The 23,928-nt window shown below is 72.0% G+C and carries 22 protein-coding genes and 1 pseudogene; 10 read left to right on the top strand and 13 right to left on the bottom strand.

Annotated features, from left to right (window positions below):
- Positions 1 to 101 precede the first annotated feature (101 nt).
- A complete protein-coding gene (locus Q0P88_RS01110) occupies positions 102 to 683 on the top strand; it encodes a hypothetical protein (RefSeq protein WP_295010443.1) in 582 nt (193 codons plus the stop codon).
- A gap of 18 nt (positions 684 to 701) precedes the next feature.
- Here Q0P88_RS01110 and Q0P88_RS01105 read toward each other — a convergent pair whose 3' ends face one another.
- The 3 genes from Q0P88_RS01105 to Q0P88_RS01095 all read right to left on the bottom strand — a co-directional run bounded on the left by Q0P88_RS01105 (position 702) and on the right by Q0P88_RS01095 (position 5,348).
- Entirely contained in the window at positions 702 to 3,746 is a 3,045-nt protein-coding gene (locus tag Q0P88_RS01105; protein WP_295010442.1) for an SMC family ATPase, read from the bottom strand.
- A complete protein-coding gene (locus Q0P88_RS01100; RefSeq protein ID WP_295010441.1) occupies positions 3,746 to 4,912 on the bottom strand; it encodes an exonuclease SbcCD subunit D in 1,167 nt (388 codons plus the stop codon). Before Q0P88_RS01100 ends, Q0P88_RS01105 begins: the two co-directional genes overlap by 1 nt.
- A 160-nt stretch (positions 4,913 to 5,072) precedes the next feature.
- Complete coding sequence (locus Q0P88_RS01095) at positions 5,073 to 5,348, bottom strand: GNAT family N-acetyltransferase (RefSeq protein ID WP_295010573.1); 276 nt, start codon at positions 5,346 to 5,348, stop codon at positions 5,073 to 5,075.
- Between the two features lie 364 nt (positions 5,349 to 5,712).
- On the opposite strand from Q0P88_RS01095, the gene Q0P88_RS01090 reads away from it, so the two are divergent.
- The 4 genes from Q0P88_RS01090 (at position 5,713) to Q0P88_RS01075 (ending at position 8,712) form a co-directional block, all read left to right on the top strand.
- Positions 5,713 to 6,420 (top strand): winged helix-turn-helix domain-containing protein, encoded by a 708-nt coding sequence (locus Q0P88_RS01090; RefSeq protein WP_295010440.1) that lies wholly within the window; start codon positions 5,713 to 5,715, stop codon positions 6,418 to 6,420.
- A 123-nt stretch (positions 6,421 to 6,543) separates the two neighbouring features.
- Complete coding sequence (locus Q0P88_RS01085; RefSeq protein ID WP_295010439.1) at positions 6,544 to 7,503, top strand: DNA-3-methyladenine glycosylase; 960 nt, start codon at positions 6,544 to 6,546, stop codon at positions 7,501 to 7,503.
- A 61-nt stretch (positions 7,504 to 7,564) separates the two neighbouring features.
- Positions 7,565 to 8,332 (top strand): siderophore-interacting protein, encoded by a 768-nt coding sequence (locus tag Q0P88_RS01080; protein WP_295010438.1) that lies wholly within the window; start codon positions 7,565 to 7,567, stop codon positions 8,330 to 8,332.
- Between the two features lie 122 nt (positions 8,333 to 8,454).
- Positions 8,455 to 8,712 (top strand): hypothetical protein, encoded by a 258-nt coding sequence (locus Q0P88_RS01075; protein ID WP_295010437.1) that lies wholly within the window; start codon positions 8,455 to 8,457, stop codon positions 8,710 to 8,712.
- Here the strand turns inward: Q0P88_RS01075 and Q0P88_RS01070 are convergent.
- Positions 8,713 to 8,925 (bottom strand): annotated as a pseudogene (locus tag Q0P88_RS01070) (RidA family protein); the annotation flags it as partial.
- Positions 8,926 to 8,986: 61 nt separating this feature from the next.
- Here Q0P88_RS01070 and Q0P88_RS01065 point away from each other — a divergent pair.
- On the top strand, positions 8,987 to 9,418 hold the full coding sequence (locus Q0P88_RS01065) for a VOC family protein (RefSeq protein ID WP_295010436.1): 432 nt from the start codon (positions 8,987 to 8,989) through the stop codon (positions 9,416 to 9,418).
- A gap of 95 nt (positions 9,419 to 9,513) precedes the next feature.
- The gene (locus Q0P88_RS01060) at positions 9,514 to 9,927 is read left to right on the top strand and encodes a VOC family protein (protein WP_295010435.1); all 414 of its coding nucleotides are present in this window, start codon (positions 9,514 to 9,516) and stop codon (positions 9,925 to 9,927) included.
- 42 nt (positions 9,928 to 9,969) lie between these two features.
- On the opposite strand, the gene Q0P88_RS01055 is transcribed toward Q0P88_RS01060, so the two are convergent.
- The gene (locus tag Q0P88_RS01055) at positions 9,970 to 10,653 is read right to left on the bottom strand and encodes a MarR family winged helix-turn-helix transcriptional regulator (protein ID WP_295010434.1); all 684 of its coding nucleotides are present in this window, start codon (positions 10,651 to 10,653) and stop codon (positions 9,970 to 9,972) included.
- Between the two features lie 97 nt (positions 10,654 to 10,750).
- Between Q0P88_RS01055 and Q0P88_RS01050 the strand changes: the two genes are divergently transcribed.
- Positions 10,751 to 12,925, top strand: a complete 2,175-nt coding sequence (locus Q0P88_RS01050; protein WP_295010433.1) for an efflux RND transporter permease subunit — start codon at positions 10,751 to 10,753, stop codon at positions 12,923 to 12,925.
- A gap of 69 nt (positions 12,926 to 12,994) precedes the next feature.
- Here the strand turns inward: Q0P88_RS01050 and Q0P88_RS01045 are convergent, their stop codons facing one another.
- The 4 genes from Q0P88_RS01045 to Q0P88_RS01030 all read right to left on the bottom strand — a co-directional run bounded on the left by Q0P88_RS01045 (position 12,995) and on the right by Q0P88_RS01030 (position 18,345).
- Positions 12,995 to 14,449 (bottom strand): MFS transporter, encoded by a 1,455-nt coding sequence (locus tag Q0P88_RS01045; RefSeq protein ID WP_295010432.1) that lies wholly within the window; start codon positions 14,447 to 14,449, stop codon positions 12,995 to 12,997.
- Between the two features lie 72 nt (positions 14,450 to 14,521).
- Complete coding sequence (locus Q0P88_RS01040) at positions 14,522 to 15,856, bottom strand: M20/M25/M40 family metallo-hydrolase (RefSeq protein ID WP_295010431.1); 1,335 nt, start codon at positions 15,854 to 15,856, stop codon at positions 14,522 to 14,524.
- A 129-nt stretch (positions 15,857 to 15,985) separates the two neighbouring features.
- The gene (locus Q0P88_RS01035) at positions 15,986 to 16,642 is read right to left on the bottom strand and encodes a response regulator (protein WP_295010430.1); all 657 of its coding nucleotides are present in this window, start codon (positions 16,640 to 16,642) and stop codon (positions 15,986 to 15,988) included.
- The gene (locus Q0P88_RS01030; protein ID WP_295010572.1) at positions 16,639 to 18,345 is read right to left on the bottom strand and encodes a sensor histidine kinase; all 1,707 of its coding nucleotides are present in this window, start codon (positions 18,343 to 18,345) and stop codon (positions 16,639 to 16,641) included. The genes Q0P88_RS01035 and Q0P88_RS01030 overlap by 4 nt, the downstream gene beginning before the upstream one ends.
- A gap of 239 nt (positions 18,346 to 18,584) precedes the next feature.
- Here Q0P88_RS01030 and Q0P88_RS01025 point away from each other — a divergent pair, with 239 nt between their 5' ends.
- Positions 18,585 to 20,150: a CitMHS family transporter gene (locus Q0P88_RS01025; RefSeq protein ID WP_295010429.1), complete on the top strand. Its 1,566-nt coding sequence runs from the start codon at positions 18,585 to 18,587 to the stop codon at positions 20,148 to 20,150.
- A 105-nt stretch (positions 20,151 to 20,255) separates the two neighbouring features.
- Positions 20,256 to 21,026: an SDR family NAD(P)-dependent oxidoreductase gene (locus Q0P88_RS01020; RefSeq protein WP_295010428.1), complete on the top strand. Its 771-nt coding sequence runs from the start codon at positions 20,256 to 20,258 to the stop codon at positions 21,024 to 21,026.
- Between the two features lie 37 nt (positions 21,027 to 21,063).
- Here the strand turns inward: Q0P88_RS01020 and Q0P88_RS01015 are convergent, their stop codons facing one another.
- The 4 genes from Q0P88_RS01015 to Q0P88_RS01000 form a co-directional block, all read right to left on the bottom strand.
- On the bottom strand, positions 21,064 to 21,597 hold the full coding sequence (locus Q0P88_RS01015) for a methylated-DNA--[protein]-cysteine S-methyltransferase (protein ID WP_295010427.1): 534 nt from the start codon (positions 21,595 to 21,597) through the stop codon (positions 21,064 to 21,066).
- A 92-nt stretch (positions 21,598 to 21,689) separates the two neighbouring features.
- Complete coding sequence (locus Q0P88_RS01010; protein WP_295010426.1) at positions 21,690 to 22,295, bottom strand: hypothetical protein; 606 nt, start codon at positions 22,293 to 22,295, stop codon at positions 21,690 to 21,692.
- Positions 22,270 to 23,538, bottom strand: a complete 1,269-nt coding sequence (locus tag Q0P88_RS01005) for an ammonium transporter (RefSeq protein ID WP_295010425.1) — start codon at positions 23,536 to 23,538, stop codon at positions 22,270 to 22,272. The genes Q0P88_RS01010 and Q0P88_RS01005 overlap by 26 nt, the downstream gene beginning before the upstream one ends.
- Before the next feature lie 160 nt (positions 23,539 to 23,698).
- Entirely contained in the window at positions 23,699 to 23,911 is a 213-nt protein-coding gene (locus Q0P88_RS01000; protein ID WP_295010424.1) for a hypothetical protein, read from the bottom strand.
- Between the last annotated feature and the right edge of the window lie 17 nt (positions 23,912 to 23,928).

Raw genomic sequence — 23,928 nt, 5'->3', positions numbered from 1 at the left:
CTATCACAATCGTGACCATGGACCTGCGACGTGCCGTTCCGAGACTCCTTGCCATCGCTGCGCTGGCGATCGCATCGTCGCTCGCGCTTTCGGGATGTTTCGTGGTTCCGCTGATCGACGGGCGATCACCGTTCGACTCGCCGGACGGGGCTCGCCGCGCTGAGACGGATGCCTCCGTCCGAGCCGCGCAGTCTGCCCTCACCGATGTCGACACCCGTGAGGGACGGTGGGATTTCGTCGCCCTGCGCGGGTCGGACGACTGCGAGGGCGCCTGCAACCTGCATCTCGAGGTGCAGATCCTCCCCGGGCCGTCGGCCCCCGCGACATCGCCCGCCGCCGAGGCGGACGCGCCGGATCCGTCCTCCTCCACCGATCCTTCCGCGTCCGCCGACGGCACGGAGGACACGGTCATCGTGCCGTCGGACGTGCTGCGCGACGTTCTCGTCGCCACGGTTCCCGTCGCGGAGCATCATCGCGTGAACGTGACCGTCGTCGGCGGCGAGGAGAGGGACCGGTATGGTCGGCGCGCTGATCTGTCCGCCGCGTGCCGCGAGCTCTGGGGCGATCCGGTCGACCGGCCCGACCACGGAGCCTCCTTCTGGGTCGGCACCGGCGACCGGGGCATCGTCACGGCCTTCACGCGCACCCGCACCGGAGTCCTCGCGGACATGCATCTGAACTGAGCGCTCTGCGCCTCGCCCTCAGGCCTCGATCACGCTCGGGCCGTCGGCGGTCGCGCGCACCGCGATCTGCGCGGGGATCTGCTCCTGCATCGCCTCGACGTGACTGATCACCCCGACGGTACGACCCCCGGCGCGCAGTTCGTCGAGCGTGCGCATCGCGATCTCGAGCGTCTCGCCGTCGAGTGAGCCGAAGCCCTCGTCGATGAACAGCGTGTCGAGCTGGATCCCGCCCGCGCGCGCGGTGACGACCTCCGCGAGTCCGAGGGCGAGCGCGAGGGAGCTGAGGAACGTCTCCCCTCCCGACAACGACTGCGGTGGACGGGTCTGCCCGGTGAACGCATCGAACACCACGATCCCGAGCCCGCTCGCCGCGCCGCGGGCCGCGCGCGCGTCGCTGTGCCTCAGGGCGTAGCGACCCGACGACATGTCGCTCAGACGCAGGTTCGCCGCGTCGACGATCTCCTCCAGCTCGGCGGCGAGCACGAAGGTCTCCAGACTCATGCGATAGGAGTTGGATCCGCGTCCCGCGAAGGCGTCCGCGAGCCCCTGCAGGATCTCGTGCTCCCGCGCGGCCTCTGCGCCCTTCTCGTGCGCTGCGCGGGCGGACTCCCGGAGCGCGCCGAGCTGCGCGGCGGTGGTCGCGATGCGGCTCGCTGCGTCGACGGCGGCGGTCCACGCCGTGCGGGCGGCCGCTTCGGCCGCGAGCGCGGGCGCCTCGTCGATCGGGTCTTCGGGGAGGGCACGCAGTTCGAGGTCGAGCAGGATCTCGCGCTCCTTGCGGCGCTCGACGGCATGCGCCGTGATGCGCTCGTCGAGAGCGGCCTGTTCCGCGGCGGGACGAAGGGCTGCCCGGGCAGCACTCTCGTCGACGAAAGACGAGTTCGCGAGCTGCTGGGCGAGGTCCGTCCGGGCCTCTGCGGCCGCGGACTCCCGCCGAGAGACCTCCTCCCGCGCCCTCGCGAGCGCCTGGGCCGCTCCGATGCTCTCGGCGGCGGCGGCGATCCGCTCGGCGACGGTCGCGCAATCCCCTCGCGCTTCCTCGACGATCTCCTCGGCCGCACCCAAGGCCTGCCGCGCGAGGGCGAGCGACTGAGCCGTCTCCGCGCGCCGACCGGCGAGGACCGCCGCCTCCTCGTCGAGCTCGGACGAGCGTTCCTGCACGGCCTGCAGGCGCGCCGCGACGTGGTCGGCCTGCGCCTGCGCGTCCTGCGACGCCGCGTGATCGGCGACGGCCGCCCCGTGCTCCGCGTCCGCCTGGGCGAGCGTCCGTCCGTCGGCCCTGGCCGTGGCGGCGGCCAGCTCCGCATCGATGGCCGCGAGCGCCGAGGTGGCGTGGCGGGCGACCTCGGCGGCCTGCTCGCGCGCCTCCGTGGCCGCCGCGACGTCGGCGGCGGACACGGGATCGGAGTGCTCGGCGGGACGGGGATGGGTCGTCGATCCGCACACGCTGCAGGGTTCGCCCTCGACGAGGGCGAGAGCGAGCTCCCCGGCCATCCCCGCCTCGCGACGGCGGCGCAGCTCGGCCGCGCGGGAGAATGCGGCGGAGGCCTCGTCCTCCCGGCGCGCCACGGCATCCGCCTGGGCGGAGCGCCGCAGGGCGAGCTGCTCGGCCTCCCGGGCGCCGGTGAGGCGGGAGAACGCCTGCTCCACCGATCGGGCGAGGTCGGGCGCACGATCCGCCCGACGACGCAGCGTATCCCGTTCGACGATCAACGCGGTCACCTCGGCCGGAAGGGCGGCGCGCTCGGCGTCCGCTGCGGACTGAGCCGCCTCGGCGGACGCGAGCGCGGCCTCGGCCTGTCGCACCGCAGCGGCGAGAGCGGGAAGGCGGCTCTCGGCGTCGGCCGCCTGCGTCCAGGCGCCGCTCTCCCTGGTGCGCTCCTGCGCCCAATCGCGGAGTGCCCGAGCGGATGAGCCGTCGGGCAGGGTCGGATCCGCCACGACGAGCGGGGCCCAGCCTTCCGCTGCCGTCTCCGCCGCCTCGGCGGCCGTCTCGAGCACCGTGTGCGCCCGCTCGGCGGCGGTGAGTGCGCCGCGAATCGCCTCGGCGGCGCGCGCATCGTCGAGAGCGCGTCGGTCGGCGGCGATGCGGTCCGTCTCCGCGTCCAACCTCGCCAGCGCCGATCGCGCCCTGTCCCGCTCGGCCTGCGCCTGTCGCTCCTCTCGGACGACGACGAGCGCCGCGGCGGCGGCCCGGTGCGTGGCCTCGGCCTCGTCCCGCTCTGCCGCGCGTCGCTCTGCACGGTAGTCGGCACGCGCCTGTGCGCGGGCCAGCGCATCGAGGCGGCCATCCACGTCCGTCGCCCTCTCGGCAGAGCCGGGCCCGGCCGCAGCCGCGCCGATGTCGGTGCCTGCGAGGACGTCGCCGCCGGCCCCCTCCGGCGCGAGGCCGTTCTCGTCGACGAGGCGTTCGGCCTCCTCGATCCGCGCGAGCGTGGTCGCCCTCCCCGCGCCGAGCGTCTGCTCCGAGGCACGGCGCCGCTCGTCGAACCGGGACTGGTAGTCGTCGAACCGGTCGGTGCCGAAGAGCTTGCGCAGCAGCGACTGTCGCTCCTTGCTGTCGGCGAGGAGGAAGCGCGCGAAGCGCCCCTGCGCGAGCAGGATCACCTGCAGGAACTGCTGCATGGTCAGCTGCAGAATCCCGTCGAGCTCGTGCGCGACGTCGACCGCGCGCGCCGCGCGACCGATCCAGGCGCCGTCGATCCGCTCCTCGAGCGCGACGGCCGCCGCCTGCGTGGTCATCCCCCCGCCGCGCTTCGCCGGGCGCTCGTAGTCAGGCGATCGCGTCACCCGGAACCGCCCCGCGGTCGTGCTGAACTCGACGACCACCTCGGTGGGGTCGCCCGGTGCGCAGTGATCGCTGCGCAGCCGCTTCTCCCCGCCCTCGTAGCGCGGCACCCCGCCGTAGAGCCCGAAGCAGACGGCGTCGAGGATGCTGGACTTGCCCGCGCCCGTCCTCCCGCCGATGAGGAAGATCCCATCGTCGGCGAAGGCGTCGAAGTCGATGCTCTGCCGGCGCAGGAAGGGGCCGAACCCCTCGATCTCGAGTCGGTGCAGCCGCACTAGACGAGCGCCTCGGCTCGCGCCCTGTCGCCGAGCACGTCTCGGATCAGCTCCCGCTCCCGCTCGGTCGCGCCGACGCCGCCACGCACGTGGGCGAGGAAGGCGTCGATCCGCTCCTCGTCGCTCCGTGCCGCACGCAGACGTTCGCCGTACGAACGCTCCGAGGAATCCGGGGCGATGACGGGAGCGTGCTGCACGAGCGCGCAGAACGGGTAGCGGTCGCGGAGCCGGCGCATCGGGTCGGTCTGCGGCAGGTCGTCGGTGTAGACGGCGCAGACCCAGTCGTCGCGATGCGCTTCCCCGAGGGCGGGATCGAGCAATTCGTCGAACGTCCCCGTCAGGGTCACGAGCCGGCGGGGGACGGGCAGAGGAAGCCACTCGGTCGCGAGCGTGCCGTCGGCGGCGAGGTCGACGAGCCAGGATCCGCGCTCCTTGTGCTGCTCGCCGAAGCTGTAGTGCAGCGGCGCGCCGGCGTAGCGGACGCGCTCGTCGAGGACCTGTCGTCCGTGGATGTGCCCGAGCGCGACGTAGTCCGCGCCGTCGAAGACCGACACGGGGACCAGGTCGATCCCGCCCTGGCGGATCTCACGCTCGAGTCCGGCCGTGGGGTCGACCCCCGCGGCGAAGCAGTGCGCGATCACGACGGCACGGCCGGGGTTCGCCTCCCTTCCCGCGCGAACGAGGCTCATCGCCTGCGCGAGCGCCTGCGCCTGAGTGCGGAGCGGACGCCCTTCCGCGTCGGTCGGCCAGTGCCGGCGCATGATCGCCGGCTCCAGATAGGGGATGCCGAAGAATCGGACAGGGCCGTGCGCATCCTCGATCGTGATCGGCTCGCCGACCGTGCGAGGGTCCGTGACCACGTGGATCCCGCTTCGGAGCAGACGCGCCTGGAAGCCGAGCCGCGCGGCGGAGTCGTGGTTGCCGCTCGTGACGATGACCCGCGCCCCCGCGTCGTGGATGGCGGCGAGGACGTCGGTGAGCACCGTGTAGGCGGAGGAGGCGGGCGTCGCCGAATCGAAGACGTCTCCCGCGACGATCACCACATCGACGTCGTTCTCGCGCACCTGTGCGACGAGCGCGTCGAGCACCGCGGTGAGGGCGTCGAGCGTGGAATGCCCGTGGAACGCCCGGCCGATGTGCCAGTCGGAGGTGTGCAGGATCCTCATGCCTCAACGCTAGGGAGGGCGTCGGACATTCCTGGCGAGGCGTGCCGGATCCGCTCGCCCTGGCCCTCACGCTCGATGGTGGACCCGGTCCGGAAAGTCGGGTTCGCCTGGGCGCTCCGGGTCGTAACACGGCGTCACACACCGCGTCCCCGACCGCCGTTCAGCGCACGCGAAGAAGGTCGGCGCGCTCGGGATGAGCGGAGAACCAGTCCGCGACGTACCAGCAGACGGCGTCGATGCGCCGGTCTCCGCGCGCGGCGATCTCGTCGACCGCGCCCTCCACGAGCACTCCGGCGTATCCGGATCCGCGGAAAACCGGGGTCGTGTACGCACGGGTGAGCGCCATGGTGCGGCCGTCGTCGCGGTAGTCGAGGACGCTGAGCAGCGCTCCGTCGCGCGTCAGCGTGTAGCGCGAGGCGTCAGGCTCGTGCGTCATCACGAGTGCGCCCTGGCCCGTTCCGATGTCCACCCCGTCACGCTACGCCCGCGCGGACGCCCGAGGGCTCGTTTTGACACTTCGCGTCGTGTTCGGTAATAATCGGCCCCATGACCACCAACGCACGCCCCATGTCCGCCCAGGAGGCGAACGGGACGACCGGGATGATGATGCCCGGTTGCGTTGGCATGTGTTGCCGAATGTGTCGCTGAAGCCACAACACTCCGTGTGACTCGCTCGTCGTGATCGTCGCGAGCTGAGTCCTCGAGCACCCATCCGCGTGCTCGATCCCCGGCTCGCCGGTCCACCTTCGCAACGCACTCCGAGTCGTCGACCGACTCCTTCCTTCCAAGGACCCATCATCATGTCGAACTCCGCCCTCCTCGAGCGTCCCTCCGCATCCGTCGCCCCCCGTCTGCACGCCGTGCCCCGCACGCAGATCGACGCCCCGCCCGCCGATGCCGCGCCGACCCGCTCCCCGCGTGGCTTCGCCCTCTACGTCGGCATCGACGAGCTCAAGGCCGCCACGAACGGCGTGAGCCTTCCGCTCCTCGTCGACGCGCTGCGCCGCACGCTCGCCGAGCTGGCCCCCGACGCCGAGACGCACGCGACCGTCGCCCTCGCTCCGCAGACCGCGGGCGGCCGCGATCTCGACGTCGTGCGGCTGGCGCTGCACGAGCCCGGCGCGATCGCCCGTTCCAAGGCCGAGGCCGAGGAGCGCGAGCCCCAGGACGGCGGCGGCGTCGTGGTCGACATCTCCCGCAAGCGCGTGCTCATCGACGGCGACTCCGCGGCCTTCACCTACAAGGAGTTCGAGCTGCTGCAGTACCTGGTGCTGCGCGAGGGTTCGACGATCGAGCGCAGCGAACTCGTCTCTGCGCTGTGGCAGACCTCCGACGAGGAGGCCCCCGGCGAGCGCACGATCGACGTGCACGTGCGTCGACTGCGGGCCAAGCTCGGTCGCTACGAGGACATCGTGCGCACGGTCCGCGGTGTGGGTTACCGCTTCGACCGGCACGCGGACGTCGCGATCCGCTACGGCGTGGGCACCCCGTCTCCGGACCGGTTCTGACCCTTCTCCGCTGCGGGCACTGCGGCAGGAACGCGGCTCCCCGCGTCGCCTCCGGGCCGGGCGGCCGGCGCGTGTGATCGTCCGTCGCGCGTGATTGTCAGCGGTGCGATCTATCGTGTTCCCATGACTCTCGCGGCGGATCCGGCAGCGCTCCCCGCCGACGCGTCCGATGAGCCGCGCACGACGACCTACCGCCCGAGGCACCCGCTGGATCTGCTCGCGACCGTCGGGATCCTGCAGCGCGGGCGGCGGGATCCGACCATGGCGATCGACGGTCCGGTGATCTGGCGGGCGCTGCGCACGCCGGCCGGGATCGCGACGCTCGCCCTGCGCGCGGCGGGCGGCGAGGTGCGCGCGACCGCCTGGGGCGCCGGTGCCGGCGAAGCGCTCGCGCAGGTTCCCCGGCTGTGCGGGGCCGAGGACGATCCCTCGGACTTCGATCCCTCGTCGCATCCGCTGCTCGCGGCGACCGCGCGACGCAGACCCGGAGTCCGTCTGACCCGCACCGACGCCGTGTTCGACGCGCTGGCCGGCGCGACCATCGAGCAGAAGGTCACCGGGCTGCAGGCCTTCGGCGCCTGGCGCGCGCTGGTCACCCGGTTCGGCGATCCGGCGCCGGGGCCCGCGCCCCGCCCTCTGCAGGCCGCTCCCTCCGCGGAGACCTGGCGACGGATCCCGTCCTGGGCGTGGCATCGCGCCGGCGTCGAACCGCCGCAGGCACGCACGATCGTCCGCGCCGCGGAGCGCGCCCCGAGCATCGCACGGGCGCTGCATTCCGCACTCGACGGCCCGGCGAGGGACGCCGTCCTCACCAGCCTGCCGGGGATCGGCGCGTGGACCGCCGCGGAGACTCGGATCCGCGCCCTCGGCGATCCCGATGCGGTGAGCGTCGGCGACTACCACCTGGCGCACGAGGTGGGCTACGCGCTGACCGGGAGGCGCACGGACGATGCCGGGATGCTCGCGCTCCTCGCCCCGTGGTCGGGGCATCGGCAGCGGGTCGTTCGACTGATCCGGATGAGCGGTGCGATCGAGCCGCGCCGCGGTCCGCGGCTCGCGCCCGAGGATCACCGCCGACGCTGACCAGAGCCGACGCCGACAGGGCCGACGCCGACCAGGTCAGAGATGAGGTTAGGCTTGCCTTATGGCTTCCTTCGCCCTCGTCCGTCGTCCGCTGGAGCTGCGCTTCCGCACGCTCACCCTCGCCGCGCGGGACTGGCTGACGCCCGACTACGTCCGGGTGCGCCTCACCGGACCCGATCTCACCGGCTTCGACTCCCTCGGGGCAGACGATCACATGCGACTCTTCATCGCCGAGCCCGGCACCGACGCCGCGGCGGCCACGGTCGACGAGCTCCGGGCGTTCCCGAGCCGGGAGTACACGCCGCTCGCCTGGGGGAAGGACTGGCTCGACGTCGAATTCGCCGTGCACGGCGACCAGGGCATCGCCGCGCCGTGGGCCGCGAAGGCCCCTCTGGGCTCGACCATCGGCGTCGGCGGCCCCCGCGGATCGCTCGTGATCGAGGGGGAGCCGGAGGGCTGGTTCCTCGCCGGCGACGAGACCGCGATCCCCGCGATCCGGCGGTTCGCGGGGCGGATCCCGGCGGGCGCGCCCGCGCGCATCGCGATCGAGGTGCGGGATGCGCGGGGCGAGATCGCGATCGATGCGCCCGTCGACGTGACCTGGATCCATCGCGGCGAGGACCCGGCCGGCTCGGCGCTCTCCGCGTTCCTGGAGGATCTCGAGGTCGGCGACCGCCCCGGCGCCGTGCCGTTCGTGTTCGTCGCCGCCGAGCAGACGATCGTCAAGCCGGGCCGTGCGCTGCTCGAGCACTGGGGCCTCGACGCCGCGCACGCGGTCGTCAAGGGCTACTGGAAGCGCGGCGAGGCGGAGTACCACGCGCCGCACTGATCCTTCCCCCTGCACCGATCGCACTCTTCCCCCAGAGTGCACCGATTCTGTCTGGCGCACCCGAGGGCGTGTTCTCTCTGGCACGCTCGACGAGACGGTGCGACGATGAGGGAGTGGGACACATGAACGACGCACAGATCTGGACGATGGTCGGGGCCTTCACCGCCCTGATGTTCGGCATGCTCACCGTGGTCTCCACACTCTTCGTCCGCGTGGTCCGCAGCGAGATCGGTGGGCTCCGGTCGGAGATGAACGGACAGCTCGGCGGGCTCCGCTCCGAGATGAATGCCCGTTTCGACGCGGTCAACGTGCGGATGGACGGCATCGACCGGGATGTGCAGGCGCTCGTGAAACGTACCTTCGGTCTCGACCGCGACTGATCAATCGACGACGGCGGCGACCGCCTCGACCTCGACGAGCTGGTCGTCGTAGCCGAGCACGGTGACGCCCAGGAGCGTGCTCGGCACGGAATGTGCTCCGAACGCGTCCCGCACGACGCCCCAAGCCGCCCTGAGCTCCTCGCGATCGCTCGATGCGACCAGGACCCGGGTGCTGATGACATCGGTCAGATGCGCACCCGCCGCGTCGAGCGCCGCGCCGCCGGAGCACCGAAGGTCCACTGCGCGAAGACGCGCGATCCGGCAGACTGACCGCATGCCCCTCTTCGACCATCTCGGTCTCACCGTCTCCGACCTCGACCGGGCGTTCAGCCAGTGGAACCCGGTCCTCACCGCCCTCGGCTGCGAGACCGAGGGCGGTGAGCTGGAGGGCGGGGTCGCCTGGTGGCGCGACGGCGAGACGGAGCTGATCCTCTACCGCGCGCGCATCGACGACGAGGATCCGCATCGACCGGAGACGCATCGGCACGGCCGCGTCGGCTGGCAGCACCTCGCCTTCGCTGTCGACTCGCGCGAGGAGGTCGATCGCCTGCACGCGATCGCGACCTCCGCGGGCTGGACGACGGTGCGGGATCCGAAGGTCTATCCCCGCTTCAGCGAGCGCTACTACGCGTCCTTCGTGGAGGACGACGACGGCATCCGCCTCGAGTTCATGCACAATCCGCCGCGCGAGAAGCCCGCAGACTGAGATAGCGGCCCGAACCCGTTGCCCGTTCGGCTCCCGGCGCTCAGACTGATCGTGCGCGCATTCGGCGCGCGACTCGAGCAGCGACGGAGCATGCCATGACGATCCTCAACCCGTACCTGTCCTTCCGCGACGACGCGCGCGAGGCCATGACGTTCTACCAGCAGGCCTTGGGCGGAGAGCTGCGGATCTTCTCGTTCGGCGACTATCCCGGCATGGCCGATCCGTCCGAGAACGACCTCGTCATGCACGCCCAGCTGACCACGGCGGACGGGATGGTGCTCATGGGCTCCGACACCCCGTCGAGCATGTCCCATCAGCCCGCGCAGGGCATGTCGGTCTCTCTCGCCGGAGACGACGAGTCCGCCCTGCGTGCGGTGTGGGACCGACTCTCGGAGGGCGCGACGATCACGCTGCCGTTCGGCCCCGCCCCCTGGGGAGATCAGTTCGGGATGCTCGTGGACCGTTTCGGGACCCCGTGGATGTTCTCGGCCGGTCAGAGCCCAGCCTGATCGATCCGCACCGGCCAGACCGGGCGACGACGACGGTCGGCGTCAGGCCTCTCGTGCGGGCTCGTCGTCCTCGCGATGCCCATTGGCGCCGCCGGACGACGAGCCCCCGCGAGAGCCGGTGCCTCCCGTATCGCCGAGCTCGACGATCGCGAGCTCCTGCGTCATGTCGCGGAGGAACCGGATCACGACGTCGCGTTCGTCCGGCGTGAGGCGCGCGGCGGCGTGGAATCGCCGCGCCTGCTGCCGTCCGACCGTCTCCATCGCCGCGCGGTGCGTGTCTTCCGCGATCGAGATCGCCAGCGCGCGCCGATCGGAGGGGTGCGGCTCGCGCATGATGTGCCCGCCGCGCTGCAGGCGATCGAGCAGTTTCGTCGTGGACGCGGTCGAGATGCCCAGGTGTTGCGAGATGCCGCCGGGGGTCGCGACCACACCGCGGTTCGCGCAGACGATGAGGTAGTGCAGGGCCCGCATATCGGTTTCGTTGAGTCGCATGTAGGCGCGGGAGGCCTCGGCGAGTCGCTGCTCGGCATCGCGCAGGCCCGCCAGCGCCGTCATCAGCACGGCGATCTGCCGCAGCGAGCCGGGGTCGACACCGCTGCGGTCCAGAAGCACGCCAGAGGGATCGGTCGCCTCGATGTCGTAGACCGTGTCAGGCTCGACCCCGTCCTGCGACGGATCGTCGGTCTCTCTGGCCGCCCGATCCGTCGCCGCTCCGCGCTGGATCATGCGTCCATGCTACTCCGAGCGTTCTATACACCATGTTTATTACTTGCCTGGCTAGAGAAAGGGCTTTAGGCTTCGAGGAAGCGACGAAAGGATCCCGATGACCTCCCCGCAGCACGCCGCACGTCCCGGCACCGTTTTCCGGATCCTGCGCGTCTTCCTTCCCGCGGTCATCATCCTCGCCTGGTTCGCGGCGGCCTCCTTCGGGGGCCCGTTGTTCGGCAAGGTCGACGAGGTCTCCTCCAACGACCGCACGGCCTACCTCCCTTCCTCGGCGGACGCCACGCGCGTGCAGGAGCTCCAGACCCGTTTCGCCGGATCCGACGAGCTTCCCGCGATCGTCGTCGCGGTCTCCGATTCCGCTCTCACCGAGGCGGAGCGCACCGCCGTCTCGGACGCGGTCGAGAAGACGCCGGACATCCCGGGCGTCGCCGACGAGGTCTCCCCCGCGATCACCTCCGAGGACGGCAAGGCGATGCAGGCCTTCGTGCCGATCCATGCCGACGCCGAGATCGCCGACGTCGTGTCGGAGTTGCGCACGGACCTGGCCGCCGCCGCGCCCGACGGGGTCCGGATCTACGTCACCGGCCCTGCCGGATTCAGCGCGGACCTCGTCGCCGGCTTCGCCGGGATCGACGGGATCCTCCTCGGGGTCGCCCTCGCGGCGGTCCTCGTGATCCTCGTCCTCGTCTACCGCTCGCTGCTCCTGCCGGTCGTCGTGCTGCTGACGAGCCTCTTCGCTCTCTGCGTCGCGCTGCTGCTGGTCTGGTGGCTGGCGAAATGGGGCGTGCTGCTCCTCAGCGGGCAGACGCAGGGGATCCTGTTCATCCTGGTGATCGGCGCCGCGACCGATTACGCGCTGCTCTTCGTCTCCCGCTTCCGAGAGGCCCTGCGCAGTGAGCAGAGCCGCACCACGGCGGTGCTGACCGCCTGGACGGGATCCGTCGAGCCGATCCTCGCCTCGGGCGGCACCGTGATCGCGGGACTGCTCTGCCTCCTTCTCAGCGACCTGAAGTCGAACAGCGCCCTCGGTCCGGTGGCCGCGATCGGCATCGTGTTCGCGATGCTCTCCGCACTCACGCTCCTCCCCGCGCTTCTCATGGCGTTCGGCCGGGCCGCGTTCTGGCCGCGACGACCCGCCTACGACCCCGAGGCGGTGGCCGCGGAGGGCGGCATGCCGACCCGCGGCGTGTGGGCGCGGCTCGCCGAGCTGATCCGGCGGCACAGCAGGGTCGTCTGGATCGTCACGACCGTCGTCCTCGCCGCGGGCACGGTCGGCGTCGCCCAGCTCGACGCCTCGGGCGTTCCGCAGTCCGACCTCGTGCTCGGCACCTCCCAGGCGCGCGACGGACAGAAGGCGCTCGGCGAGCACTTCCCCGGCGGATCCGGCAGCCCCGTGCAGGTCGTGGTGGCGCAGGACGATCTGCAGCGCGCCGCGGACGTGCTGCTCGCGGACAAGGGGATCGACGGAGTCTCGGTCACCGCGAAGGACTCTCCCTCGGGATCCGCACCGGTCACCTCCGACGGCATCCAGCCCGTCGGCCGCCCCGGCACCCCCGCGCCGGATCCGACCGTCGTCGACGGCGACGTGCTGCTGCAGGGCACGCTCACCGCCGCGGCCGACTCCTCCGCGGCGGAGGACACCGTGCGCCGACTGCGCGCCGACCCCGACCTGACCGCCACGGGCGCGCTCGTCGGAGGGGTGACCGCCACCGCCATCGACACGAACGACGCGTCGCTGCACGACCGTGCGCTGATCATCCCGGTGATCCTCGTCGTGATCATGCTGATCCTCATGCTGCTGCTGCGCGCCATCCTCGCTCCGGTGCTGTTGATCCTCACGACCGTGCTCTCCTTCGGCGCGGCCATGGGCGTCTCCGCGCTCGTGTTCAACGGGATCTTCCGCTTCCCCGGGGCGGACCCCGCCGTGCCGCTGTACGGATTCGTGTTCCTCGTCGCGCTCGGGATCGACTACAACATCTTCCTCATGACGCGCGTGCGCGAGGAGTCGCGCCGGCACGGCACGCGCGAGGGCGTGCGCCGCGGTCTGGCGATCACCGGCGGCGTCATCACCTCCGCGGGCCTGGTCCTCGCGACGACCTTCGCGGCCCTGGCGGTGATCCCGATCCTGTTCCTCGCCCAGCTCGCGTTCATCGTCGCGTTCGGAGTGCTCCTCGACACGTTCGTGGTCCGCTCGCTGCTCGTGCCGGCGCTCGTGCACGACGTCGGCCGCGCGGTGTGGTGGCCCTCGAAGCTCAGCCGAGGCGAGCGCTGAGGGGCGGCGTTTCGTCTCGGGCGCCTGCGGCGTCCTCGCTCAACGACCCCGGGAGGACGGGCGAGGACGTCAGGCTGCGGCGACCGGGTCCTGCACGCGGTCGGTGAAGGCCTGCTTGGGCACGAAGAGCAGGAGGATCGCCGCGACGAGCGCGGTCACCCCGCAGACCACCCAGACGGTGACGTAGCCGGAGAACGATCCTGCGGTGCCCTCCGCGCCGCCGCCGGATCCCGCGACCGCGTGCATGAGCGCGATCCCGAAGACGCACGACGCGACCGCGCCTCCGACGGTCTTCACCGAGTTCGTCAGTCCCGTCGCGACGCCGGTCTGCGCCGAGGGAGCGGCCGAGGCGGCCGCGGCCGGCAGGGCCGCGACCAGGGCGCCCGACCCGATGCCCGCCACGACCATGTTCGTGAGGAGCTGCCCGTAGGTCGCGTGGAAGCGCAGGAACAGCAGGAAACCGATCGCGACGAGCAGCGAGGCGCCGACGAGCGTGATCCGCGGCGTGGCGAGCCGGGCGACGACGGGGAAGGACAGCGCGCCCCCGATCATCGCGATGAGGTAGATCCCGATGATGAGCGAGGTCTGGAATCCGGTCGTGCCGAGTCCGTAGCCGTAGACCGCGGGATCGGTGCGGGCGAACGTGGACAGCGGCGCCTGGGCGCCGAGCACGCTCACACCGAAGAGCCCTGCGGTCAGGAAGACAGGGCCGAGCGCAGGGCTGCGGAACATGCGCACGTCGATGAGCGGATCCGGATGGCGCAGCTCCCACAGCGCGAACGGCACGAGAATCGCGACGCCCACGACGATCACGATCCACGACAGCGGGTTGGCGACGCCGCCGGGCAGGCGCAGGAGGCTGAGCCCGCCGGTGAGACCGAGAAGCGCGAGGGACACGAGCACGAGCCCCGTGGTGTCGAACCGGCCGCCAGACACCTCCGGCGACTCCGCCACGCCGAAGAGGATCACGAAGAAGCACACCGCGATGAGGAACGCCGGCACGGCGAGCACGACGGCGAGAGGAAGCACGTCGACGAGCGCGCCGCCCGCGAGCGCGCCCACGATCGCCCCGCCCTCGAGCGCCGCGACGAGGATCCCCGCCGCCTTCGCCGTGACCGACGCACTGCCCTCGGCGCGACGCGCGCGCGACCAGATCAGCGCGATCTCCAGCGGAAGCCAGACCACGTAGAACCCCATGAAGGCCCACGCGACGAGGAAGACGCCGAAGCTCGTCGTGAAGGGCAGCACGAAGGCGGCGACCGCGGTGATCGCCGTGGACACCAGCAGCATGCGCTTGCGTCCGAACATGTCGCCGAGCTTCGCGAAGGCGGGGACGACGAGGGCGGAGAGCATGAGCTGCGCCCCCTCGAACCAGTTCACGTCGGCGTCGTGGATCTGCAGATGTCTCGCGATGTCGGTGAGCATCGGCGTGTAGTACCCCTGCAGCACCCCGCTGGTGAACTCCACGAAGGCGAGGAACCCGACGACGGCGACGAGGGTGCCGAGGGTAGCGGTGCGCGTCATCGCGACTCTTCCTTCCGAGTCCGGCCCCAGGGACCGGACGGGTGCGGGCGCGTCCGCGCGCCCCGGGTCAGCTCACTGTAGTCGTTGCAGAAGGGTGCGATGGAAACGCTCGCCGCGTTCGAGCGCCGAGATCTCCACGCTCTCGTCGACGCCGTGGATCGACGCACGCTGGGCGTTCGACATCTCCAGCGGCGCGAACCGGTACACCGCCGGGGAGAAGCGGTGGAAATGCCTCGCATCGGTCGCCGCCATCATCACGTAGGGCACCGCGGGCACGCCGGGGTGCGAGACGGCGAGCGCCTCGGCGAGGAGCGCGAACGGCGCCCCGTCCGTCGGCGACTCCGGCGAAGGATCGCTGCCCTCGACGACCTCGACGCTCACGGCGGGGTCCGCGATCCTCCGGCGCACGCGCGCGACGGCGCTCTGCACGCTCTCCCCCAGCGCGATCCGCAGATTCACCGTCGCGGACGCCTGGGACGGGAGGACGTTCGCGGCGGTTCCTCCCGACTGCATGGTCGCCGCGACGGTCGTCCGCACGAGCGCGGCCGGTTCGCCCCCGAGCGCGGCGAACACCCGCGCGGTCACCGGCGGGAGGGCGCCGAGCGTGCGCAGCAGCAGCCGCGCAGGACCCGACGCGCCGGCCGACAGGCGCGTGAGCATGTGCGAGATCGCCCGGGGCGCGCGCGGGCGGAAAGTGGCGGGCCCCAGCCTCTCCACGGCGCGCGCGATCCGGCGCACCGCCGTGCGCGCCGGCGGTGCGGAGGCGTGTCCGCCCTCCCCGCGCGCGCTGAGGCGGAGGGTGAGGACGCCCTTCTCCCCGACCCCGATCATCGCGGCGCGCCCCGGCACGAAGGGCAGGGGGGCGTCCACGACCGCCCCGCCCTCGTCGATCACGAGCCAGGGGACGATCCCGCGCCGACGGAACGCCTCGGCGATCGCGATCGCGGCGGCGCCGAACGTCTCCTCGTTGCCTCCGAAGGACAGGTAGACGTCGCGGGCGGGCACGAATCCGTCGGCGAGCAGGTTCTCGACCGCTTCGAGGATCACGATGAGAGGGCCCTTGTCGTCGAGCGCTCCTCGTCCGTGCACGGATCCGCCCGCGATCGTCCCCGCGAACGGCGGATGGGTCCATGCGTCCGAGGCATCGACCGGGACCACGTCGTAGTGGGCCATGAGCACGAGGGGGCCGTCCGCCGCGACACGGCGTCCCCGCCAGTGGAAGAGCAGCCCGAAGTCGGTGTGCCGTTCGAGCGTGAGCGCCTGATGCACCCTCGGGTACAGCTCGGCGAGCAGGGCGACGAACCGGTCGAAGGGTTCCGATCCCCGCTCATCCAGCTCGGCCGAGACCGTGGGGAGCTGGATCATGCGGGACAGCCGGTCGGCGATGCCCGGGGCGGGTGCGTTCATCGAGGTCATGCTAGCCGCGAAAGCGACGCCGGTGGGACCGGAGGTCCTCGCCCGCGGGACCGGGTCCCACCGGGCGGCACCGCCCGAGCCGCACCGCGCGAGCCGCACACCGCGTCGGCTCGTCGCGCCTCAGCCGCGCACCGTGTAGCGGTGCTCGGGGCGCCCCGCCGCACCGTAGCGCAGTCGCACGTCGACCGCGGACCGCTCTGCCAGAGCGGTGAGATGGCGCTGAGCCGTCGCGCGCGAGATGCCGACCCGCTCGCCGATCTCCGCTGCGGAGGCCTCGTCGGAGCCGAGCGCCTCGAGGATCAGCTGCTCGGTCGCCGAGCGTGACGGCGTCGTGCTCGCCTCCCCTGCGCCGTGCAGCACCGCGAGTGCCCGGTCCACGTCCTGCTGCCGCATCGCGTGCTCCCCGGACAACAGGTTGCGATAGCGCGCGTAGCGGTCGAGCACGGAGACGAGCCGTCGCTGTTCGAAGGGCTTCATGAGGTACGCGATCGCGCCCGCGCGCAACGCCCGCCGCACGGTCCCGGCATCGTCCGCCGCGGAGATGAGCACCGCGTCGACGGCGGCCTCCTGCACGAGGGCGATCCCGTCCCCGTCGGGCAGGTACACGTCGGCGAGGAGCAGGTCCGGTCGATGGTCGCGGATCGCCGCGCGCGCCTCGGCGATCGTGCGGACGGGGTCGAGAGCGGCGAACCCCGCGCGCGCCGCCACGACCCCGTGGTGCAGCCCGCCCACACGGAAGTCGTCGTCGAGCACGAGCACGCGGATCGGGTCGGTCATGGGTTCTCCTCGGAACGGGGGCTCGCGGGGGTGCCCGCGGGGAAGGCGGCGGCGGGCGCGAGGGCCGCGCCGAGCCGGGCCGCGAAGACGGCACCGCGTCCCTCTCCGCCCCGGTCGACGATCCAGAGGTCGCCACCGCGTCGACGCGCGATCTCCCTCGAGAGCGGGAGCCCGAGGCCGTGGCCGTGCACCGTGTCGGGCAGGTCTCCGGCGTCGTGCTCCGCGGCGCTGCGCGAGGCGTCCGCGCCGGACCCGGTCTCCGCGGTGGGGAGCCCGGAGCCACTGTCCATGCCCGGACCGGAGTCGGCGACCGTGAACACGAGAGCGTCCCCGTCGTCGAAGAACGCGACCTCCACCCAGCGGGGGGCACGGCCTGCGACGGCGGCGGTCACGGCGTTGTCGACGAGGTTGCCCAGGACCGCGGCGAGATCCTCCGCCTCGATCACGGTCCCGTGGATCTGGGTGTCCTCGGCCACGCGCAGCCCGACTCCGCGTTCGGTCGCCTCGATCGCCTTCGCCCCGAGGAAGGCGTGCAGGAACGGATCCGTCAGCCTCTCCAGCCCCGGGACGGGGAAGTCGACGGATCCGCGTTCGCGCAGGTCGTCGAGGAACGCGCGCGCCTCCGGCACCCGGTCGGCGTCGATGAGCCCCGCGGCGACATGGATCCGGTTCGCGAACTCGTGCCGCTGCACACGCAGGGCCGCCGTCATGGCGCGCACGGTCTCCAGCCGTTCGGACAGCGCGACCAGATCCGTGCGATCGCGCAGGATCACGACCGTGCCGAGGCTGCGGTCGTCCCGGACGACCCGGTGCGCGTCGACGTAGAGCACGCGCGCGCCCAGCACGGCCTCGGCGCGGGGGCGACGACCGGCGGCCGCGTCGAGGATCGGGCGCGGCAGGCCGAGGGAGGAGAGGGGCCTCCCGACGGGGTCGTCGGCGCCGCCGTCTCGGAGGAGGCGCTGGGCGGCCGCGTTGCAGACCTGCACCACGCCGTCCTCGTCGACCGCGAGCACCCCGTCGACCACGCCGTCGAGCACCGCGGTCCGGTTCTGTACGAGGGCCACCAGCTCCTCGGGCTGCACCCCGAGGGTCACGCGCTCCCACCGTCGCCGCAGCAGCAGCGCGGCGACGGTCGCGAGCACGAGCGCGCCCGCGGCGGAGAGGCCGACCACCGCGAGCAGCGGAGGGAGGTCGTCGAAGACCCCGGCCCGCGCGAAACCGACGCTGACCTCGCCGACGGGCGTGCCGGTCGCGTTCCGCACCGGGACCTTCGCGCGCGCGGACTCCCCGAGCGTGCCGGTATCCCACTCGACGACCTCCTTGCCGGCGAGCACCTCGCGGAACGGCGTGCTCACCTGCTCGCCGAGGCGGTCCGGATCCGGGTGGCTCAGGCGCACCCCGTGGTCGTCGGTGAGGACGACGAACAGCGCCCCGGTGCGATGCATGACCGCGAGCGCGGTGCGCTGGAGGGAGCCGTCGCGCAGCGCCGGGGCCGAGGGCGTGCCGGGGCCGGCAGAGGCGAGCGCGACGTCCGCGCGGATCTGCGGGTCCTCGGCGAGGGTGCGGGCGATCGCGAGCGCCGAGGACTGCGCTTCGGCCCGGAGCTGCTGGACGGCGAGCGCGAGATACACCCCCGTGCAGAGCGCCACGACGAGGATCACCGTTCCGAGCTGCAGCAGCAGCGCACGCGTCGCGAGCCGCATGCGCCGGCGGCGAGGCACGACCCGCGCGGCGGTGCGCTCGGCGGCCGCGGGAGGATCCCCGATCCGGCCCGTCCGTGTCCGCATCGTCGCCCCCTCCCTCGTCGTTGAGCAATATGCGCAGAAGTCACGCTACGCGCATTAGTCCTCGCAATGCGACATACCCGGTCCCCCCGGCCGGTCACCCCTAGCGTCGCCTTGTCCGTCGACGTCGACGGAGGAGAGAAAGACGAGGAAGTCCCATGCTCACCGCCCAGATCCTTGAGCTGTCCCTTGTGCCGTCCCTCGTGCACGCGGCCGACGACAAACCCAGCTACGACGTGGCCTTCGTGCCCCCGGAGTGGGTCCTCGTGCTGCTGGGCTTCGCCATGGTGCTGGTCTTCATGACGCTGATCATGACGAAGCGTCTGACGCCGATGGTGGCGCTCATCCTCGTGCCCACCGCCTTCGGACTCTTCGCGGGCGCCGGGCTGGGCCTGGGCGACATGATCCTCGACTCCATCGCCAAGATGGCGCCGACCGCGGCGCTGCTGATGTTCGCGATCATGTTCTTCGGGATCATGATCGACGTCGGCCTGTTCGACCCGCTCATCCGCGTGATCACCCGGGTCCTCGGGAACGACCCGGCCAAGGTCGTGCTCGGCACCGCGATCCTCGCCGCGGCGGTCTCGCTCGACGGCGACGGCTCGACGACCTTCATCATCACGACCTCCGCGATGCTGCCGATCTACCTGCGCCTCGGCATGAGTCCCGTGGTGCTGACGTGCGTGGCCGGTCTGATGAACGGAACCCTGAACATCGTCCCCTGGGGCGGGCCGACCGTGCGCGCGGCGACTGCGCTCGGCGTGCAGCCGACCGACATCTTCGTGCCGATGCTCCCCGCGCTCGGCGTCGGCATCGTGGTCGCGCTGGCCTTCGCCTGGATGCTCGGCGTGCAGGAGCGCCGCCGCCTGGGAAGCATCGACGCCGGCCGCCTCTCCGGCTCCCCGGACGACGGTCTGCTCGCCTCCGCCCCGCGGCTCTTCCGCGGGAGGGACACGAAGCCCGGCGCCCGGGCGGCGCTGCACACCGGCAACCTCGTCACCGTCGCGGGCGGCCACGGGGCCGTCGTCGCGACGGGCGTCGATCTCGCCGACACGGCGATGGCCGACACGATGCTCGACCCGAACCGGAAGACGCTGCGCCCGAAGCTCATCTGGTTCAACCTCGTGCTCACCGTCGCGGTCATGGTGCTCCTGGTGCTCGACGTGCTGCCGCTGCCGTACGTGTTCATGGTGGGCGCGGCCGTCGCCCTGGTGGTCAACTTCCGCAGGCTCAAGGAGCAGTCCGCGGAGATCGTCGCCCACGCGCCCAGCATCGTCGGCGTCGTCTCGATGGTGATCGCCGCGGGCGTGCTCGTCGGAGTGCTGACCGGCACCGGCATGGTCGACGCGATGGCGACGTGGATCACGAACGTGCTGCCCCCCGCGCTCGGACCGTTCCTTGCTCCCATCACCGGCGTCCTTTCGATCCCCTTCACGTTCTTCATGTCGAACGATGCGTTCTACTTCGGGATCCTGCCCGTGCTGTCGCAGAGCGCGGCGCACTTCGGCATCGATCCCGTCGAGATGGCCCGCGCCTCGATCACCGGGCAGCCCGTGCACCTGCAGAGCCCGCTCGTCCCCGCGATCCTGCTGCTCGTCTCGCTCGCGAGCGTCAACCTCGGCGATCACCACCGCAAGGTGCTCTGGCGTGCGGCGATCGTCTCGCTCGTGATGCTCGGAGTGGGCATTCTCACCGGCGCGATCCCGTTCTTCGTGGCCTCGTAGCGCGCGCTTCCTTCCCGCCGTAAGGCGCAGCGGCCATCCGGAGAGCGGTGCGGCATCGCCGTTCCCGCTCTCCGGATCGGCGCACGTGCTCCTAGGCTGGTGCGCATGAGCGCAACCGGTACGCCGCACGCAGGATCGTCCCGCCCTCAGGCCGTGATCAGCGGAGGGGGCACGGGCATCGGGTTCGCCTCGGCCCTCCGCCTCGCCAGGGACGGCTTCGATCTCGTCCTCCTGGGCCGCCGCGCCGAGGTCCTCGACGATGCGGCAGCACGGGTCCGGCGGCAGACCCCGGAGGCGCGGGTGCAGACGATCCCGGCGGACCTCCGCGATCCTGACGACGTGGCCCGGGCGGCCGGCGAGATCGAGGGCCCCGTCGCCGTGCTCGTGAACAACGCCGGCGGCAACGTGCTCGACCGGGGCGAAGGACTGGCCGGGATCGCCGCGAACTTCGAGGCGAACTTCTCCCTCAACGTGCTCACCACGGTGCTCCTGACCGAAGCGCTGCTGCCGCGCATCGTCCGGCCCGGCGGCCGGATCGTCTCGATCAGCTCGATCGCGGCGCTGCGCGGGGCCAACGGCTACGGCGCGGCGAAGGCGGCGATCCACGGCTGGATGATGGGCCTCGCCGCCGATCTCGCCCCCGAGGGCGTGACCGTCAACGCCGTCGCCCCCGGCTACGTGCCGGATACCGGCTTCTGGGACGGGCGCCGCACCCCCGACATCGTCGCCTCGCGCCTCGCGCAGGTCCCGATGAACCGTGCCGGCACGCCCGACGAGGTGGCCGGGGCGGTCGCCTATCTCGCCGGCCCCGAAGGCGGCTGGACGACCGGCCAGATCCTCCAGGTCAACGGCGGGGCGCTGTTCGGTCGCGGCTGAGCGGCCGCGCGCGTCCGGACCCCTATCCGCGAACGCCTCAGAACAGCGCCGCCGGGAGGGCACCCTCGTGCTCGAGCAGCCAGCGCTTCGTGGAGAGCCCCTGCCCCGGCTCTCCCCCGGAGTAGCCGCCCAGCCCGTCGCTCGCGACGACCCTGTGGCAGGGGACGATGAGGGGGATCGGGTTCGCGCCCATGATCGAGCCGATCGCCCTCGCCGGCACCCCGGTGCCGCTGCGCTCCGCGAGTTCGCCGTACGTCATGGTCTCGCCGTGGTCGACGGTCTCGAACAGCGTCCGCAGCACCACCAGGGTGACCTCCGTCTGGGGGCCGAGATCGAGCGGCAGATCGAAGTCGCGGCGTGACCCCGCGAAATAGGCGGCGACCTGCGCGAGCGCCTCGGCCAGCAGTGGATCGCCGCCGGACGGTCGCGCCGCGCGCGCGGACCACCCCACGCGACGGATCGCCGCGCCGTCGCTCTCGACGACGAGCACACCGACCGGCGTGTCGAGCACGCCACGGCTGACCCCGGCGCGCTGCTCGGCCGCCGGGGAGACGGGACCGGTGATGACCATGGCCCGAGACTAGCCGCCGCCTCCGACATCGCCGCCGCCCGGGGCGATCGCGCAGACGGGTTCGCACGTCGACGACGGCCCTGCGCTCCTGCTCAACCTACGAGCAGGAGCACTCGGGCGTCGGCCGCCTCGACGGTCGTCTGCCCGTCGGCGAGCAGCAGCACGTCCATCGCCCGCCCCGTGAGTACCCCCGTGGTCACCCGTCCCGAGCGCACCAGGATCGCGCGGGTGCGCTCCGGGAGCGCCGCGGTGCCCTGCAGATCCGCGAACACCAGCGACGGCACCGGTACTTCCGCCGCCGCGGAGAGCACCACGATCCTGCTGAGTTCGGCGGCCCGCAGGCGGGGCCGCCTCAGCTCGACGTGCGAGCCCGTGCAGCGCAGCACGCGCTCCTTGCGCAGCCCGATCGCGGGGTTCGTCCCCACCTCGACCTGCGGTCCCCCGATCCCGGCGAGCACGTGCACCGCGTCGGGAGCCAGGGCCAGCACCCCGACCGGGCCGCGCAGCTCGACGAGCTGCAACGACCCGGCGTGGCGGCCGCTCGCGTCCGTCCAGGCGTGGATCTCGCGGACGTGCCCGCCTCCCGCGGCGAGCCCCCGCCGCGGGAGGATGCGCAGGGAGAGCAGCCGCGTCTGCGCCGCCTCCCGCACCGAGGGCACCGGATTCACCGGCTCAGACCCGTGCGCCGATGAGGACATAGCCCTCCTCGCCGTGGACGAGCGTGTCGATCCCCGCGATCTGGTCCTCGTCCTTGATCCGGAAGCCGAAGATCTTCTCGACGACCCAGCCGATCGCGAACGCCAGCACGAACGAGTAGACGAGCACCGAGATCGCCGCGATCGCCTGCGCGGAGAGCTGCGCGAAGCTGCCGCTGTAGATGAGGCCCGTGGTGTTCGCGAAGAAGCCCAGGTAGAGCGTTCCGATGATGCCGCCGACGAGGTGGATGCCGACGACGTCGAGGGAGTCGTCGAAGCCCAGCTTGAACTTCAGATCGACCGCGAGCTGGCAGACGGCACCGGCGACGAGGCCCAGCACGACCGCCCAGATCGGCGTGAGCGACGCGCACGCGGGCGTGATCGCGACGAGTCCCGCGACCGCGCCGGACGCGGCACCGACCGAGGTCGGCTTGCCGTTGCGCAGCTTCTCGACGAGCAGCCAGCTCAGCAGGGCGGCAGCCGGGGCGGCGATGGTGTTCACGAAGGCGACCGCGGCGGTGCCGTCGGCGGCGAGCTCCGAGCCCGCGTTGAACCCGAACCAGCCGAACCACAGCAGTCCCGCGCCGAGGAGCACGAACGGCGGGTTGTGCGGCACGTCCGCGCCCTTCTGGAAGCCGACGCGACGGCCGAGCACAAGGGCGAGGGCGAGGGCGGCCGCACCGGCGTTGATGTGCACCGCCGTCCCGCCCGCGAAGTCGATCGCGCCCACCCCCAGGAGCTCCTGCAGACCGTGCGTGATCCAGCCGCCGTAGGCGAAGCTGCCGTCCTTCGCGAGGCCGAAGTTGAACACCCAACTCGCGACAGGGAAGTAGACGATCGTCGCCCAGACGCCCGCGAAGATCATCCAGGATCCGAACTTGGCCCGGTCGGCGATGGCGCCGGAGACGAGCGCCACGGTGATGATCGCGAAGGTCGCCTGGAAGGCGACGAAGGCGAGCGGCGGGTAAGCGGCGCCCTTGGGCACTTCGAGCAGACTGTTCAGGCCGATCGCGGACCAGTCGATCGACCATGGAGCGACCGTGCCCTTGTTACCGGGGAAAGCGATGGCGTAGCCGTAGACGACCCACAGCACGCCGATGAGGCCGATCGCGCCGAAGCTGAGCATCATCATGCTGATGACGCTCTTCGCCTTGACGAGACCGCCGTAGAAGAAAGCCAGACCGGGTGTCATCAGCAGCACGAGCGCCGCCGAGATCAACACGAAAGCCGTGTTCCCTTGATCCATCTCGAACCGATCCTCTCGGGTGAGGACGCCCCTGCGGCGTCGGGTGGCGTTCAGCCTCCCACCGGCGCATTGCGCCTCGGTTCGCCGCATGTTTCGGATCGGTTTCGTGCGGGCGTGCTGCGATGAACAGCCTGTTACGGCGTGCGGGATCGCCCCCTTCTCAGCCGCAGGCGAGCTCCAGCGAGGAGAAGTCGTCCTTCTCCCAGACCGTCACGGTCGCCGCGTCCCCCACCTTCACGCTGTCCGCCTCCCGCGTCCAGTCCTTGTCCGCGCCAGGCAGCTTCGCCACCGTCGCATATCGGCCGGCGGTCGTGAGCGTGAACTCGCCGTCGCTGTCGTCGAAGCCGTCGCCGTCGCCGTCGTAGATCTGCACCCAGCACCCGCTCCCCG

This window comes from uncultured Microbacterium sp. (assembly GCF_945952435.1).
Classification (GTDB): domain Bacteria; phylum Actinomycetota; class Actinomycetes; order Actinomycetales; family Microbacteriaceae; genus Microbacterium.
The sequence above is the reverse complement of the archived record's forward strand: the minus strand, read 5'-3'. Positions and strand labels throughout refer to the sequence as shown.

Excerpts from the sequence above, each read along its gene's own strand:
- Q0P88_RS01005 (WP_295010425.1), bottom strand. The coding sequence starts at position 23,538 with ATGGATCAAGGGAACACGGCTTTCGTGTTGATCTCGGCGGCGCTCGTG.
- Q0P88_RS01100 (WP_295010441.1), bottom strand. The coding sequence starts at position 4,912 with ATGAGGATCCTGCACACCTCCGACTGGCACATCGGCCGGGCGTTCCAC.
- Q0P88_RS01035 (WP_295010430.1), bottom strand. The coding sequence starts at position 16,642 with ATGACCGACCCGATCCGCGTGCTCGTGCTCGACGACGACTTCCGTGTG.
- Q0P88_RS01020 (WP_295010428.1), top strand. The coding sequence starts at position 20,256 with ATGAGCGCAACCGGTACGCCGCACGCAGGATCGTCCCGCCCTCAGGCC.
- Q0P88_RS01075 (WP_295010437.1), top strand. The coding sequence starts at position 8,455 with ATGAACGACGCACAGATCTGGACGATGGTCGGGGCCTTCACCGCCCTG.
- Q0P88_RS01060 (WP_295010435.1), top strand. The coding sequence starts at position 9,514 with ATGACGATCCTCAACCCGTACCTGTCCTTCCGCGACGACGCGCGCGAG.
- Q0P88_RS01025 (WP_295010429.1), top strand. The coding sequence starts at position 18,585 with ATGCTCACCGCCCAGATCCTTGAGCTGTCCCTTGTGCCGTCCCTCGTG.
- Q0P88_RS01065 (WP_295010436.1), top strand. The coding sequence starts at position 8,987 with ATGCCCCTCTTCGACCATCTCGGTCTCACCGTCTCCGACCTCGACCGG.
- Q0P88_RS01090 (WP_295010440.1), top strand. The coding sequence starts at position 5,713 with ATGTCGAACTCCGCCCTCCTCGAGCGTCCCTCCGCATCCGTCGCCCCC.
- Q0P88_RS01095 (WP_295010573.1), bottom strand. The coding sequence starts at position 5,348 with ATGACGCACGAGCCTGACGCCTCGCGCTACACGCTGACGCGCGACGGA.
- Q0P88_RS01040 (WP_295010431.1), bottom strand. The coding sequence starts at position 15,856 with ATGAACGCACCCGCCCCGGGCATCGCCGACCGGCTGTCCCGCATGATC.
- Q0P88_RS01055 (WP_295010434.1), bottom strand. The coding sequence starts at position 10,653 with ATGATCCAGCGCGGAGCGGCGACGGATCGGGCGGCCAGAGAGACCGAC.
- Q0P88_RS01010 (WP_295010426.1), bottom strand. The coding sequence starts at position 22,295 with ATGTCCTCATCGGCGCACGGGTCTGAGCCGGTGAATCCGGTGCCCTCG.
- Q0P88_RS01015 (WP_295010427.1), bottom strand. The coding sequence starts at position 21,597 with ATGGTCATCACCGGTCCCGTCTCCCCGGCGGCCGAGCAGCGCGCCGGG.
- Q0P88_RS01045 (WP_295010432.1), bottom strand. The coding sequence starts at position 14,449 with ATGACGCGCACCGCTACCCTCGGCACCCTCGTCGCCGTCGTCGGGTTC.
- Q0P88_RS01050 (WP_295010433.1), top strand. The coding sequence starts at position 10,751 with ATGACCTCCCCGCAGCACGCCGCACGTCCCGGCACCGTTTTCCGGATC.
- Q0P88_RS01085 (WP_295010439.1), top strand. The coding sequence starts at position 6,544 with ATGACTCTCGCGGCGGATCCGGCAGCGCTCCCCGCCGACGCGTCCGAT.
- Q0P88_RS01030 (WP_295010572.1), bottom strand. The coding sequence starts at position 18,345 with ATGCGGCTCGCGACGCGTGCGCTGCTGCTGCAGCTCGGAACGGTGATC.
- Q0P88_RS01080 (WP_295010438.1), top strand. The coding sequence starts at position 7,565 with ATGGCTTCCTTCGCCCTCGTCCGTCGTCCGCTGGAGCTGCGCTTCCGC.